This window comes from Embleya australiensis (assembly GCF_051903075.1).
Classification (GTDB): Bacteria; Actinomycetota; Actinomycetes; order Streptomycetales; family Streptomycetaceae; genus Embleya.
Genome location: NZ_CP182422.1, coordinates 3,009,157 through 3,023,669, shown reverse-complemented (window position 1 = coordinate 3,023,669; position 14,513 = coordinate 3,009,157). Strand labels below are relative to the sequence as shown.

The following is a 14,513-nucleotide window of genomic DNA, read 5'->3' as shown; positions in this document are numbered from 1 at the left end:
TCACCTTCCTGTCCGGCGCTGCGGTCGCATGCCGCCCACGCCTTCGTCGTCCGCGTCCGCGAAGATGACCGGGTCGTACGGCAGATCGGACATCACTTCGCTCGGCGTGGGGACGGGCACGATCACGGGTTCGGCCTCGGCGATCGTCTCGCCCACGAAGCCGAGACTGCTCCGAGCCCGCTCCACGTCGTCGCAGAGCCGACGGACGCCGTACGTATCGCCGAGAGTGCGGCGCAGAGTGCGCACCGCGCGTGCCAGTTCGTCGAGCCTGCGCCGGGCAAGGGCCAGGTCCTCGTGCGCCCGAGTCGTCAAGATCGCGCTCACCTCCTGCTTTTCCGGCGCCACGTCGTCGGGGGCCGGGGGATGGGGATGGTGTTGCGGACTTGCCATGGATTCCCGAGGTGGGAACGTCGGCAGTCTGGCGCGAACGATCAATCGATGGAAAGTGTTTCGCGGATCTCGTCGGTCACAGATCGGGAAAACGTGATCGGGGACGGAAAGATCACCGGAATTCGATCTTCGGGAAAGAAGATCGAATTCCGGTGATCAGGGGGGATGGGCGATAAAGATCTTCGCTCGGGCCGGCCGATCGAGGTTTAACGATCTTGTCGATGTCCGCCGATTGCCGAGTTCGGTGATCGGGTGGACTCAGCGATCGTCGAGGCGCATCGTGGCGGCCGGGCTGGATTCCACCCGGGCGCGGGTCGCGGCGATCCGGGGCCGGCCGGGAAGAATACGTTCCGCCTCGGCCAGCGCCTCCCGGGCGGAGACGATGTCGCCCTCGGCGCATACACACAGCGCGAATGTGCACAATGCGTCGGCATGCCCGGCGCGGGATGCCCGCTTTTCGGTGTCCACCAGGCGTTTGGCGGCGCGTACCGCTTTCGCGGCGTTTCCGTGCAACACCATCAGCAGCGGCTCGTCGTCCTCGGCCTCGAAGCGGATCGTCGCGCCCGACGGGTGCAGGTACGAATCGCCCGGCTTGCGCAGCGCCTCCTCGGCGGCGGCCAGGTTGTCCGCGAGCGGCACCGTGCCCATGATCAGCGCCTGCACCATGACCTCGCCGAACAGCGCGCGGGCGGTGTCCCAGGCCGGATGGCTCGGGCCGATCCGGTCCAGATAGGCCCGGGCGACCGCGGCCGCCGCGGCGTCGTCGGCGTGCGCCTCCAGGGACTGGACACGCGCGAAAGTGCGATAGGGCTCACTTTCCGGCCCGTCGGGGATCAGATCCGCCAATTGTTCGACCAGGGCGACATCTCCGTCGCGATAGGCCTCGGTGGCCCGCTCGTACAGCACCCGCGCCCGCCCCTCGGGGGTGCCCTGATCCGACGGGGCGGGCGTTTCGTCCGCCCCCATATCGGTCGGAACGGGCCCAAAGGTTCCGTCCCGCCGTTCCGCGGCCCGCCGGGACCACCGCTTGCGGATGCGTTCGTTGAAGGACTCGCCAGACTCGCTCACACCTACGGATTGTGCCCTGTACGCCCCCCGAACGGCTTCTCGCGGGCGCCGGCACCGAGCGGCGCGCGTTACTCCCCGTACGATTGACCTTGGCGCCGAGGAGGCAGGCCGGTTCGCGCGATGCCCATCGCACGACCGAGGAGGCCCGCGGTCGCCGGCCGTCCGTAGCATCCCCGACCGAAGCCGAGAGACACGCAGCCGTGCCCACGCGCCATGACATCCGCAACGTCGCCATCGTCGCCCACGTCGACCACGGCAAGACCACCCTCGTCGACGCCATGCTGAAGCAGGCGGGCACGTTCAGTGCCCACCACCAGATGGACGACCGGGTGATGGACTCCAACGACCTGGAGCGCGAGAAGGGCATCACCATTCTCGCGAAGAACACCGCCGTCGCCTATCACCCCAAGGACGGTGGCCCCACGGTCACCATCAACATCATCGACACGCCCGGCCACGCCGACTTCGGCGGAGAGGTGGAGCGCGGCCTGTCGATGGTGGACGGTGTCGTGCTGCTCGTCGACGCGTCGGAGGGACCGCTCCCGCAGACCCGCTTCGTGCTCCGCAAGGCGCTCGCGGCGAAGATGCCGGTCATCCTGTGCATCAACAAGGTCGACCGTCCCGACTCGCGCATCTCCGAGGTCGTCGACGAGACCTACGAGCTGTTCATGGACCTGGACGCCACCGAGGAGCAGATCGAGTTCCCCATCGTCTACGCGTGCGCGCGCGACGGTGTGGCCACGCTCGTCCGCCCCGCCGACGGCACCGTGCCGACCGACAGCGACAGCCTGGAGCCGTTCTTCCAGGCCATCCTCGACTCCATCCCCGCCCCGGAGTACGAGGAGGGCGCGCCGCTCCAGGCCCACGTGACCAACCTGGACGCGTCCAACTTCCTCGGCCGCATCGCGCTGTGCCGCGTGCACCAGGGCACCATCCGCAAGGGCCAGCAGGCCGCGTGGTGCCGGCACGACGGCACCATCGAGCGGGTGAAGATCACCGAGCTGCTGATGACCGACCAGCTCGAGCGCAAGCCCGCCGAGGAGGCCGGCCCCGGCGACATCATCGCCATCGCCGGCATCCCGGACATCATGATCGGCGACACCATCGCCGACCCCGAGGACCCGCGTCCGCTGCCGCTGATCACGGTGGACGAGCCCGCGATCTCGATGACCATCGGCACCAACACCTCGCCGCTGGTCGGCAAGGGGGGCAAGGGCCACAAGGTCACCGCCCGCCTGGTGAAGGACCGCCTGGAGCGCGAGCTGGTCGGCAACGTGTCGCTGCGCGTGCTGCCCACCGAGCGCCCCGACACGTGGGAGGTCCAGGGCCGCGGCGAGCTGGCGCTGGCGATCCTGGTGGAGACCATGCGCCGGGAGGGCTTCGAGCTCACCGTCGGCAAGCCGCAGGTGGTCACCCGCGAGGTCAATGGCAAGATCCACGAGCCGGTCGAGCGGCTGACCATCGACTCGCCCGAGGAGTACCTCGGCGCGATCACCCAGCTCCTGGCGTCCCGCAAGGGCCGCATGGAGACGATGACCAACCACGGCACCGGCTGGATCCGGATGGAGTTCGTGGTGCCCGCCCGCGGTCTGATCGGGTTCCGTACCGAGTTCCTCACGGACACCCGCGGCACCGGCATCGCGCACAGCGTGCACGAGGGCTACGAGCCCTGGTTCGGTGAGATCCGGACCCGCAACAACGGCTCCCTGGTGGCCGACCGCGCCGGCGTCGCGACGCCGTTCGCGATGATGAACCTGCAGGAACGCGGCCAGATGTTCGTCGAGCCGACCACCGAGGTGTACGAGGGCATGATCGTCGGCGAGAACTCGCGCGCCGACGACATGGACGTCAACATCACCAAGGAGAAGAAGCTCACGAACATGCGCTCGTCGACCTCCGACGAGACCGAGAAGCTGATCCCGCCGCGCAAGCTGTCGCTGGAGCAGGCCCTCGAGTTCTGCCGCGAGGACGAGTGCATCGAGGTGACCCCGGAGACCGTGCGCATCCGCAAGGTCGTCCTCGATCAGAAGGAGCGGGGCCGCTCGGCCTCGCGTGCCAAGCGCTGATCACGCGAAGGGCGCCGTTCGGCGACCCGAAACGAGCCGGTGACCTGCGGTCGAACCCGCAGGTCACCGGCTTTTCGCATGCTGAGACCAACTCGATATCTTTGCCCGGTTATATTCGTTATGTTTCCAATGCGAGTAACATTTTCGAGCAAAAATCGATCAGATGCGAAAGTTCTAACAAACATAAATGACGAATATCTTTCGCTCTCGGGTTTAGTATGACTGTCCTCTTGACGACACGGTAATTGGGTTGCGAGAGTCCGTGCGGCCACCAAACCAAACGGAATCCGGTCGCACTCGACCGCGACTCGGGGGTATTTGCAGTCATGACCATGCAACCCCAGCTGGTCCCGGAGGCGGGAGGATCCCCGAATCCGGGAACGCCCGACTCACCGCTCTCCGAAGCGGGGGTCGCGGCGGCACCGCAAGAGGTGGTCGGGCGATCGCCCGGCCAGCTCGCCTGGCGGCGTTTCCGCAAGGATCGCAGCGGCGTCATATCCGCGTCGATCGTGATTTTCTTTTTCTTGATCGCTTTCGCTGCGCCATTGATCGAAAAGCTGTACGGAAAGGACCCGTACACACGTTACGGGCAGATCCACCCGGGCCTGCTCAACGAGGTCGGCGCGCCCATCGCGCCCAACGGCGGCATCTCGGGCGAGCACTGGTTCGGCATCGAACCCGCGGTCGGCCGGGACGTGCTGATGCAGCTCGTGTACGGGATCCGTACCTCGCTGCTGCTGGCCGTGGTCGTGGTGATCATCGTGACGGTGGTCGGCACCGTCCTGGGCATCACCGCCGGATACCTCGGCGGCAAGGTGGACTACGTGATCAGCCGGGTGATCGACACCCTGCTGGCGATGCCCTCGCAGTTGTTCTTCATCGCGTTCACCCCGATCGTGCTCGCGCTGTTCGTCAGCGAGCGCGAGACGACACCGACGATGCTCCGGGCGACGGCCCTGATCATCGTGCTGTCGTTGTTCGGCTGGACCCGGATCGCCCGCATCCTGCGGGGCCAGGTCCTGTCGATGCGCGAACGCGAGTACATCGAGGCGGCGAAGGTCAGCGGGGCGGGATCCGGGCGGATCATCTTCAAGGAGCTGCTGCCCAACCTGTGGACCCCGATCCTGATCGTCGCCACGCTCGACCTGCCGACATACGTGACCACCGAGGCGGCGCTGTCCTTCCTCGGGGTCGGCATGACCGAACCCACCCCGGACTGGGGTCGGATGATCAACAAGGGTTTCGAAGGCATGCAGAGCGACGTCACCTACCTGGCCTTCCCGGCCATCGCGATGGTGATCTTCGTGCTCGCCTTCAACCTCCTCGGCGATTCGGTACGCGACGCGCTCGACCCCAAGTCGAACCGATGACCGGCCGGGGTCCACGCGCGGGCCGATCGTGCCCGTCGTGACCCCGGAGCCTGCGCAACCGCTCCTGCGTACGTCCCACCCGCCGCGGCACCTGGGCCCGGTGAACGGTTTCTTGATGAGGGGATCACATGACATCGACGGGGAAGCGCCGATTCGTCGCGCTGTTCGCGGTAGGGGCCCTCGCGGCCTCGGCCTCCGCGTGCAGCAGCGGCGGCGGAGACAAGAAGGACAACACGGCGAAACCCTCCGCCAAGACGGCGTCCGTCGTGATCGGCACCGCAGCCGACTCGAAGGGCCCGGCGGCCGAGGTACCGGGCGCCAAGAAGGGCGGCGTGGCCGGCGTCCTCAACCGCACCGGCTTCTCGCACCTGGACCCGGGTCGCGCCTACGTCAGCAACCTGATGACGGTGTCCGAGCTGATCTCGCGCCGGCTGACCACCTACAAGCGCGAGGGTGACAAGACCACCCTCGTCGGTGACCTGGCGACCGACACCGGCACCACCACCGACGGTGGCAAGACCTGGAAGTACACGCTCAAGGACAACCTGAAGTACGAGGACGGCACGCCGATCGTGGCCGCCGACGTCAAGTACGGCGTCGAGCGCATGTTCAACAAGGCGTGGAACGAGGGCCCGGTCTGGATCCAGGGCTGGCTGACCGGCTCGGACAAGTACTGGGAGGCCTACCCCGGTCCGTACGACGGTGCCGAGCTGCCGAACGACAAGATCGAGGTGCCGGACGCGAAGACGATCATCTTCCATCTGGTCTCGCCGCAGGGCGACTTCCCCTTCGCCGCCGCGATGGGCACCACCGCCCCGATGCCCAAGGCGAAGGACACCAAGGAGCAGATCGACACCAAGCCGTTCGCCAGCGGCCCGTACAAGATCACCACGCACGAGCCGGACAAGCAGCTGATCCTGGACAAGAACCCGAACTGGGACCCGGCCAGCGACTCGGTGCGCCACCAGTACGTGGACCAGTTCAAGTTCGAGATGGGCATCCCGGGCGCGACGCAGTTCCAGCGGCTGACGGCCGCGGCCGGCAGCGACGCCGCCGCGTTCACCCTGAACGAGCGTCCCGACGCCAACTTCGCCCAGCAGATCGCCACCGACCCGGCGCTGAAGAACCGGGTCACGGACGGCATCGGCCCGTACGCGAACCGGTTCGACATCAACAACCTGCGGATCACCGACGTCAACGTCCGCAAGGCGATGGCGATCGCGTTCCCGCGCCAGTCCGCGCGACTGGCCGAGGGCGGCCCGACCGCGGGCGACTTCTCCACCACGATCGCCTCGCCCACCCAGCTGGGCTACGCGCCGTACAAGAGCCTGTTCGACGGTCTGCCGCCGGACGGCGACCAGGCCAAGGCCAAGCAGATGCTGGAGGCCGCCGGCAAGGTCGGCCAGAAGGTCGTGCTGTGCATCAACACGACCAAGGTCCAGCAGGAGCGCGCGCTGCCGATCATGGACATGCTCGGCAAGGCCGGCTTCCAGATGGAGCGCAAGGAGATCTCCGACAAGGAGTACTACGACGTCATCGGCAAGCTCGACACGCCGTGTGACCTCTACTGGGCCGGCTGGGGAGCGGACTGGCCGACCGGATCGACCGTCTACACCCCGGTGTACGACAGCCGCCAGGTGCTCGACAACGGCCAGAACTACGCCAAGTACAAGAACCCGGCCGTGGACGCGGAGATCGACCGCATCCTGAAGATCACCGACACCAACGCGCAGGCCGTCGAGTGGATGAAGCTCGACGAGAAGATCATGCAGGACGTGCCGTCCATCCCGTACATCTACCAGCGTCACCGCCTGGTGTACGGCCCGCAGATCGGCGGCGCCGCGCTCAACTCCAAGGGCGCGATCGACCTGAACAACATCTTCATCAAGTAGCCGTCAGGCCCGTCGGCGGTCGATCCGCCCGTCGGTCGGTCGGTCCCGGGAGTCGTGCATTCGACTCCCGGGACCGACCGGTCCGACCGGATCGATCGCCGGGGGCACATCGCGGAGGAAGACCGGCCTCATGCTTCGATTCCTGGTCCGGCGGCTGCTCGGCGTAGCGGCGATCCTGCTTGTCGTCAGCCTCATCACGTTCTACCTGTTCTTCGCCGCCTCCGGCGAGGACTCGGTCGTGCGCCTGTCGTGTGGCAAGAACTGCACGCCAGAGATGCGCGAGACGGTCCGGCACAACCTCGGCCTGACCAAACCGCTCCTGGAGCAGTATTGGATCTTCATATCCGGGATCTTCGCCGGCCGTAACATCGGTGAGAAAACCTGCAACTTCCCGTGTCTGGGCTACTCGTTCGCCAACAACCAGAACGTCGCGCACACGGTGGCGGATCGCTTCCCGACCACGGTGTCGCTGGCCATCGGCGCGGTTGTGCTGTTCATGACGCTGGGTATCGGCCTGGGCATCCTGGCCGCGATGCGGCGGGGCAAGAAGACCGACAAGGTCGCCACGGGCTTTGCGCTGCTCAGCGGTTCGGCACCGATCTACGTGCTCGGGCCCCTGTTCATCTATCTCTTCGTCCAGCAGTTGGGCTGGATGGATCGACCGCAGTATCACCAGTTCACCGACGATCCGTTCCAATGGGCGTCGGGACTGCTGTTGCCGTGGATCTGTCTGATGACCATCCACATGGCCATGTACGTCCGCCTCACCAGATCCACGATGGTGGACGTGTTGTCCGAGGACTACGTACGAACACTCAAGGCCAAGGGCCTGTCCGGACGCAGCGTGTACATCAAACACGCCTTCCGGGGCGCGCTCAGCCCGATCGTCACCGTGCTCGGCGTGGACATCGGCGTGCTGATGAGCGGCACGATCATCACTGAGAGCACCTTCAGTCTGCACGGCATCGGCATGCTCGCGGTCACCTCGGTGACCGACTCCGACCTGCCGATGATGATGGGCGTGGTGGTCATCGCGGCCAGCTTCACGATGCTCGCGAATCTCGTGGTGGACCTGTTGTACGCCGTCATCGATCCACGGGTCCGGCTCGCGTGAGAGGGCGGCGTCCGATGAGTCAGCGTCACCGTCCACCAGCCGCAGGGGCCGAGGAGCAGGGCATGGCCGCGAGTACCGATACCACCGCCGATCAGCCGACCGGCAAGGCCGAGACCGCCGGGAAGGCGGGGGCTTCCGCCCGCGCCGACGGCTCGGACGCGTTCTTGTCGGTGCGCGATCTGCGGGTGCACTTCTCCACCGACGACGGCGTGGTCAAGGCCGTGGACGGGTTGTCCTTCGACGTCGAGAAGGGCCGCACGCTCGGCATCGTCGGCGAGTCCGGCTCGGGCAAGTCGGTGTCCTCGTTGACCATCCTGGGGCTGCACAACCGGGAGAAGACGAAGATCGAGGGCGAGATCCGGTTCGACGGCCGCGAGCTGATCACCATGCCGGAGCGCAAGCTGCGCGACCTGCGCGGGCGGCGGATCTCGATGATCTTCCAGGACCCGCTCACCGCGCTGTCGCCGTTCTACACGGTGGGCGAGCAGATAGCCGAGTCCTATCGGCGGCACCTGGGCGCCAATCGCAGCGACGCGCACGCGCGGGCGATCGAGATGCTGGACCGCGTCGGCATCCCGAATCCCAAGACCCGGGTGAACGACTACCCGCACCACTTCTCCGGCGGCATGCGCCAGCGCGCGATGATCGCGATGTCGCTGGTGTGCGACCCGGACCTGCTGATCGCCGACGAGCCGACGACCGCGCTCGACGTGACGGTCCAAGCGCAGATCCTGGATCTGCTCCGCGACCTCCAGGACGAGTTCGGCACCGCGATCCTGTTCATCACCCACGACCTCGGCGTGATCGCCCAGATGGCGCACGACGTGCTGGTGATGTACGCGGGACGCAGCGTGGAGAAGGGCACCGTGCGCGAGGTGCTGAAGAATCCGCGGCACCCGTACACGTGGGGGCTGCTGTCCTCGATGCCCAATCTCTCCGGTGACGTCGACATTCCGTTGCGGCCGGTGCGCGGTACGCCGCCGAGCCTGCTGGCGCCGCCGTCGGGTTGTCCCTTCCATCCGCGGTGCGACTACGCCGACGTGGTGGGCGGCGAGCGGTGCCGGACCGAGCCGCCGGTCCTGGCGCTGTCCGAGGGGCGCGGGTCGGCCTGTCACCTGAGCGCCGAGGACAAGCAGCGGATCTTCATCGACGACGTCCGCCCGCTGCTCGGTTGATCGCCGAGGCTCGGCCGACGGCAGAAAGCAGGAGAACGACGATGACCGAGACGATCAGCGAGACCCCGGCGCCGGCTCCGGACCCCGCGCCGAAGTCGCCCGGCGAACCGCTGCTCGACGTACGGGGGCTGGTCAAGTACTTCCCCGTCAAGGGCGGCGGCCTGGTCCGTCGCAAGATGCTCAACGTGCGCGCGGTGGACGGGATCGACCTGTCCGTCGCGGCGGGGGAGAGCGTGGGCCTGGTCGGCGAGTCCGGGTGTGGCAAGTCCACCACCGGTCGGCTGATCAGCCGGTTGCTCGAACCCACCGGCGGCACGATCCACTACGACGGCAACGACATCACGCACGCGACCCGCAAGCAGATCGCCCCGATCCGCAGCCAGATCCAGATGATCTTCCAGGACCCGTACTCGTCGCTGAACCCGCGACAGACAGTCGGCGCGATCGTGAGTTCGCCGATGGAGGTCAACGGGATCAATCCCGAGGGTGGCCGGAAAAAGCGGGTGCAGGAGCTGTTGGAACGTGTCGGTCTCAACCCCGAGCACTACAACCGTTTCCCGCACGAGTTCTCCGGCGGCCAGCGGCAGCGGATCGGGATCGCCCGCGCGCTCGCGCTCCAGCCCCGGTTGATCGTGGCCGACGAGCCGGTCTCCGCGCTCGACGTGTCCATCCAGGCGCAGGTGGTCAACCTGCTCCAGGGCCTGCAACGGGACATGGGCATCGCGTTCGTGTTCATCGCGCACGACCTCGCGGTGGTCCGGCACTTCTCCCAGCGGGTGGCGGTGATGTACCTCGGCAAGATCGTCGAGATCGCCGACCGCACGTCGTTGTACGCGAACCCGCACCACCCGTACACGCACACGCTGCTCGCCGCGGTGCCGGAGACGGACCCGGACAAGAGCGGAAACCGGACACGGGTGCACGCCTTCGGCGACATGCCCAGTCCGATCAACCCGCCGTCCGGCTGCCGCTTCCGGACCCGCTGTCCCAAGGCGCAGGACGTGTGCGCGAACGAGGAGCCCCCGTTGATCGGGATCGACACGCTGCTCGCGGGCCACCGGGTGGCGTGTCACTTCCCCGGTCCGCTGGAGGCGACCGCCAAGGCGGAGGAGACGATGCCCGAGGAGCGGATCGAGGCCGCGCTGGAGGCGGGCATCACGACCGACCCGGAGTAACGACGCGTCGCCGCGACGGCGGATCGTCATACCGCACCCGAGAACGGGATGCCACCGATTTGGTGGCATCCCGTTTTTCGTGCTTTCCTGCAGGTCAGCTACGCGCGTTGAACCCCATGCGACCGGTCGGTCCGCGCCATCTCGGCCGAGCGAGTGCCGTCACGCTCCGTAGCGTTTCTCGCTTTGTGAGACGAGGTAGGGGCGTCTTATGGGTGTTCGTTCATCGGACTGTATGCTCCGGGCAGCGGTACATGGTGTCCGTTTGATACGGCTTCGTTACTGGTCTCATATGTCTGGGTTTCGAGATTGATCACGGATTTACGTGATCAAACTGAAACCTGCAGGGGATTGGTCGCGGCCAATCGGTGACGGATAGTGGATCCGCTTGTGCTCGGAACCTGGTCACGCGCTCGGGGGCGCCGACTCTACGAGCAGCTGTGACGGATGCTTCCCGCTCGGGTGGCCCCGTTGCACTTCACTTCGGTAGTGATTCCATGAGGAGGCAACCCATGCGCGGAACAACGCGCGTGAAGTGGGTCGTCGGTGTGGCCGTTCTGGGCCTGGCCGCGACTGCGTGTGGCAGCAGCAGCGACGACAAGAAGGACGACAAGGGCGGCGGTGGCGGCAACAACGGCCTGCCCGCCGGCTACTACTCGGCCTACAGCACCGAGCCGCAGAACCCTCTCCAGCCCGCGAACTCGAACGAGAACGGCGGCTTCTACCCGCTTCAGCTCATGTTCCGCGGCCTGTACACGTACGACTCCAAGACCGGCCAGCCCGTGCCGGCCATGGCGGAGTCGGTGGAGTCCACGGACTCGATCAACTACACGGTGAAGATCAAGTCCGGGTGGACCTTCCACAACGGCGAGCCGGTCACCGCGAAGTCCTACGTGGACGCCTGGAACTGGGGCGCCGTCTCCACGAACAAGCAGATCAACGCGAGCCCCTGGTTCGAGAAGATCGAGGGCTACGAAGCGACTCACCCCAAGGAGGGTGAGCCCACCAGCAAGGAGCTGAGCGGCCTCAAGGTCGTGGACGACAAGACGTTCACGATCAAGCTGGTCCAGGCGTACTCGTCCTTCAAGGCGAGCCTCGGCTACGTGGTCTACTCGCCGCTGCCGCAGGAGTTCTTCAAGGACCCGGCGAAGTACGGCGAGGCGCCGATCGGCAACGGTCCGTTCCAGCTCGACACCGCCAACGGTGGCTGGAACCACAAGAAGTCGCTGACCGTGAAGAAGTACGACAAGTACGCCGGTACGGACAAGCCGAAGTCGAACGGCGTGCAGCTCCAGTTCTACACGTCCTACGACGCCGGTTACACCGCGCTGCGTGACAACAAGCTCGACGTGATCGACCAGATTCCGACGTCGGCGATCGGCAGCTTCAAGAAGGACCTGGGCGAGCGCGCGATCGAGGCCCCGCAGTTCTCGATCCAGAAGATCGGCTTCCCGCTGTACGACGCCGGCTGGGGCGCGCCGGGCAAGGAGAAGGTCCGTCAGGGCCTCTCCATGGCGATCGACCGGGCGAGCATCGTCAAGGCGATCTACAAGGGTGCCGAGCAGCCGGCGACCGACTGGCTGGCCCCGAACATCCCGGGTTACAGCAAGGACATCACCGGCGAGCTGACCAAGTACGACCCGGTCAAGGCCAAGCAGTTGGTCAAGGACGGTGGCGGCATCCCCGGTGGCAAGCTCACCATCGCCACCAACGCGGACGGCCCGCACAAGGAATGGGTCACCGCGGTCTGCAACAGCATCAACGAGGTCATCGGGCAGGGCTCCTGCGAGCCGAAGCTCTACCCCGAGTTCGGTGTCGCGCGCAAGGACATCTCGGGTAAGAAGATGACGGGCGCGTACCGTACCGGCTGGCGCGGCGACTACCCGTTCCCGGACAACTTCCTCGCCGACATCTACCAGACCGGTGCCGCGTCCAACGACGCGGGCTACTCCAGCCCGGTCTTCGACGACCTGGCCAAGCGCGCGAGCGCCGCTTCCGACCAGACCGAGGCCATCAAGCTCTGGCAGGACGCCGAGCGGCAGTTGGCGAAGGACGTCCCGTCGATCCCGCTGTGGTACTACGTGACCAAGGGCGGCTCCTCGACCAAGGTCTCCAACGTTCAAATCGACCCGTACGGCAACCCGGTCTGGACCGAGGTCACCGTCAAGTAGCGATCCGGATATGACCCGGCATCGTCCACGGTCCGGCCGCACCGCAATCGGTGCGGCCGGATCTTGGCGGTGACGGGCCGGGCCGGCGACGTGCGATCCACGACGCCGGCCTGGGTCCGATCCTCGCTTCGGGCCGACGACGACAGCAGGAGGCTGGCATGGGGCGATATGTCGTACGGCGACTGCTCCAGATGATCCCGGTGTTCATCGGGACCACGTTCTTGATCTATTACATGGTGTACCAGCTGGGTGGCGACCCCATCTCGGCCATGTTCGGCGACAAGGGTGCCGACCCTGTCTTCGTGCGCCTGAAGCGGGAAGAGTTCCACCTGAACGACCCGCTGATCGTGCAGTACTGGTACTACATCACCGACCTGCTCCAGGGTAATTTCGGGACCAGCTTCAACGGTCGTCCCGTCTCCGAGGAGCTGAAGCGCGCCTTCCCGGTGTCGATCCGACTCGCCATGATCGCCTTCGCGATCGAGGTCGTCCTCGGTGTCGGCCTCGGCCTGCTGTCCGGCCTGCGCCGCGGCAAGCTGGCGGACACCGTGGTCCTCGCGGGCACCCTGGTGGTCATCTCGATCCCGGTGTTCGTGCTCGGCACCGTCGCGCAGTTCTGGCTTGGCAGCGAGTGGGGCATCTTCGAAGCCACCGCAAGTGTGGGCGACCCGACTTGGAGTCAGTTGGTCCTGCCCGGCATCGTGCTCGGTTCGCTCTCGTTGGCCTTCGTCGCCCGACTGACCCGAACCAGCGTCGCGGAGAACATGCGCGCGGACTACGTGCGTACGGCCACGGCCAAGGGTCTCCCGCGCCGCCGCGTGGTCACCCGCCACCTGCTGCGCAACTCGCTCATCCCCGTGGTGACGTTCCTGGGCGCCGACCTCGGCGCGCTGATGGCCGGCGCGATCGTGACCGAGGGCATCTTCAACGTCGACGGCGTCGGCCGCCTGATCTACCTCGCGGTCACCAAGCACGAGAGCTCGACAGTGGTCGGCGCGGTGGCGGCACTGGTGATGATCTATCTGGTCATGAACCTGATCGTCGACCTGCTGTACGCCGTCCTGGACCCGAGGATCCGGTATGCCTGACATGAACAAGCAGCAGCGCGAACAGCTGCCGACGGCGAGCGACGAGCAGCCCCAGTTCGGCTCGATCGAGAACCCCGGCCTGATGTTGGCGGACGAAGAGGGCACGACGCTGGAGAAGCGCGGCGCCTACGCGGCCCCGGATGTCCAGGGCCCGCAGAGCAAGCCCCGCGGTGCGTGGGGCGAGGCGTGGCGCGAGCTGCGGCACAACCCGAGTTTCTACGTCTCCGGCGTGCTGCTGGTGTTCCTGATCTTCATGGCGTTCTTCCCGGGCGTGTTCACCGACATCGATCCGCGGCACTGTCCGATTTTGGACACCAACAAGGACCCGTCGGGAGACCACTGGTTCGGCACCAACGTGCAGGGTTGCGACGTCTACGCCCGCACCGTGTTCGGTGCCCGTGCCTCGATCATCGTCGGTGTCGCCACGACCGCGTTGATCGTGGTCATCGGCGGCCTCATCGGCGCGCTGTCCGGCTACTTCGGTGGTTGGCTGGACACCATCCTGGCCCGCGTGACGGACATCTTCTTCGGCATCCCGCTGCTGCTCGCGGCGCTGGTGTTCATGAGCGCGTTCAAGGACCGCACCGTGTGGACCGTGGTGATGGCGCTCGGCATCTTCGGTTGGATGCAGATCGCGCGCATCATGCGTGGTTCGGTGATCACCGTGAAGAAGTCCGACTATGTGGTGGCCGCCAAGGCGCTCGGCGCCGGCACCGGTCGCATCCTGGGTCGGCACGTGCTGCCCAACGCGATCGCCCCGGTGATCGTGGTCGCGACCATCTCGCTCGGCACCTTCATCGCCACCGAGGCGACGCTGTCGTTCCTCGGTATCGGGTTGCCGCCCACCGAGATCTCGTGGGGTGCGGACATCAGCTCGGCGACCACCGCGCTGCGCGACTCGCCGTACCAGCTGATCTTCCCGTCGATCTTCCTGTCGGTCACGGTGTTCAGCTTCATTCTGCTCGGCGACGCGGTGCGCGACGCCCTCGACCCGAAGCTCCGCTGAG

11 protein-coding genes are annotated in these 14,513 nt (G+C 66.5%); 9 read left to right on the top strand and 2 right to left on the bottom strand.

The genetic code is table 11. From position 1 onward, the window contains the following. Entirely contained in the window at window positions 1-324 is a 324-nt protein-coding gene (locus ACMXN5_RS12740; protein WP_439675353.1) for a hypothetical protein, read from the bottom strand. A gap of 324 nt (window positions 325-648) precedes the next feature. Then, window positions 649-1,458 carry a hypothetical protein gene (locus tag ACMXN5_RS12735; RefSeq protein ID WP_439675352.1) on the bottom strand — a complete coding sequence of 270 codons (810 nt, stop codon included), beginning with the start codon at window positions 1,456-1,458 and terminating at the stop codon, window positions 649-651. A 200-nt stretch (window positions 1,459-1,658) separates the two neighbouring features. On the opposite strand from ACMXN5_RS12735, the gene typA reads away from it, so the two are divergent. From typA to ACMXN5_RS12690, 9 genes are all read left to right on the top strand, one after another. Continuing rightward, entirely contained in the window at window positions 1,659-3,524 is a 1,866-nt protein-coding gene (gene typA, locus ACMXN5_RS12730) for a translational GTPase TypA (RefSeq protein ID WP_078976865.1), read from the top strand. 326 nt (window positions 3,525-3,850) lie between these two features. Continuing rightward, the gene (locus tag ACMXN5_RS12725) at window positions 3,851-4,894 is read left to right on the top strand and encodes an ABC transporter permease (protein ID WP_379999716.1); all 1,044 of its coding nucleotides are present in this window, start codon (window positions 3,851-3,853) and stop codon (window positions 4,892-4,894) included. Between the two features lie 128 nt (window positions 4,895-5,022). Further along, window positions 5,023-6,786 carry an ABC transporter substrate-binding protein gene (locus ACMXN5_RS12720; RefSeq protein WP_439675351.1) on the top strand — a complete coding sequence of 588 codons (1,764 nt, stop codon included), beginning with the start codon at window positions 5,023-5,025 and terminating at the stop codon, window positions 6,784-6,786. Between the two features lie 130 nt (window positions 6,787-6,916). Continuing rightward, on the top strand, window positions 6,917-7,900 hold the full coding sequence (locus ACMXN5_RS12715; RefSeq protein WP_395794384.1) for an ABC transporter permease: 984 nt from the start codon (window positions 6,917-6,919) through the stop codon (window positions 7,898-7,900). Window positions 7,901-7,962: 62 nt separating this feature from the next. Continuing rightward, complete coding sequence (locus ACMXN5_RS12710) at window positions 7,963-9,075, top strand: ABC transporter ATP-binding protein (RefSeq protein ID WP_439675350.1); 1,113 nt, start codon at window positions 7,963-7,965, stop codon at window positions 9,073-9,075. Between the two features lie 41 nt (window positions 9,076-9,116). Further along, window positions 9,117-10,250 carry an ABC transporter ATP-binding protein gene (locus ACMXN5_RS12705; RefSeq protein WP_379999724.1) on the top strand — a complete coding sequence of 378 codons (1,134 nt, stop codon included), beginning with the start codon at window positions 9,117-9,119 and terminating at the stop codon, window positions 10,248-10,250. A gap of 509 nt (window positions 10,251-10,759) precedes the next feature. Beyond that, window positions 10,760-12,418, top strand: coding sequence for a peptide ABC transporter substrate-binding protein (locus ACMXN5_RS12700; RefSeq protein WP_439675349.1), 1,659 nt, complete (start codon window positions 10,760-10,762; stop codon window positions 12,416-12,418). Window positions 12,419-12,576: 158 nt separating this feature from the next. Then, complete coding sequence (locus ACMXN5_RS12695) at window positions 12,577-13,506, top strand: ABC transporter permease (protein WP_395794390.1); 930 nt, start codon at window positions 12,577-12,579, stop codon at window positions 13,504-13,506. Further along, window positions 13,499-14,512, top strand: coding sequence for an ABC transporter permease (locus ACMXN5_RS12690; RefSeq protein WP_439675348.1), 1,014 nt, complete (start codon window positions 13,499-13,501; stop codon window positions 14,510-14,512). Before ACMXN5_RS12695 ends, ACMXN5_RS12690 begins: the two co-directional genes overlap by 8 nt. Window position 14,513 lies beyond the last annotated feature (1 nt).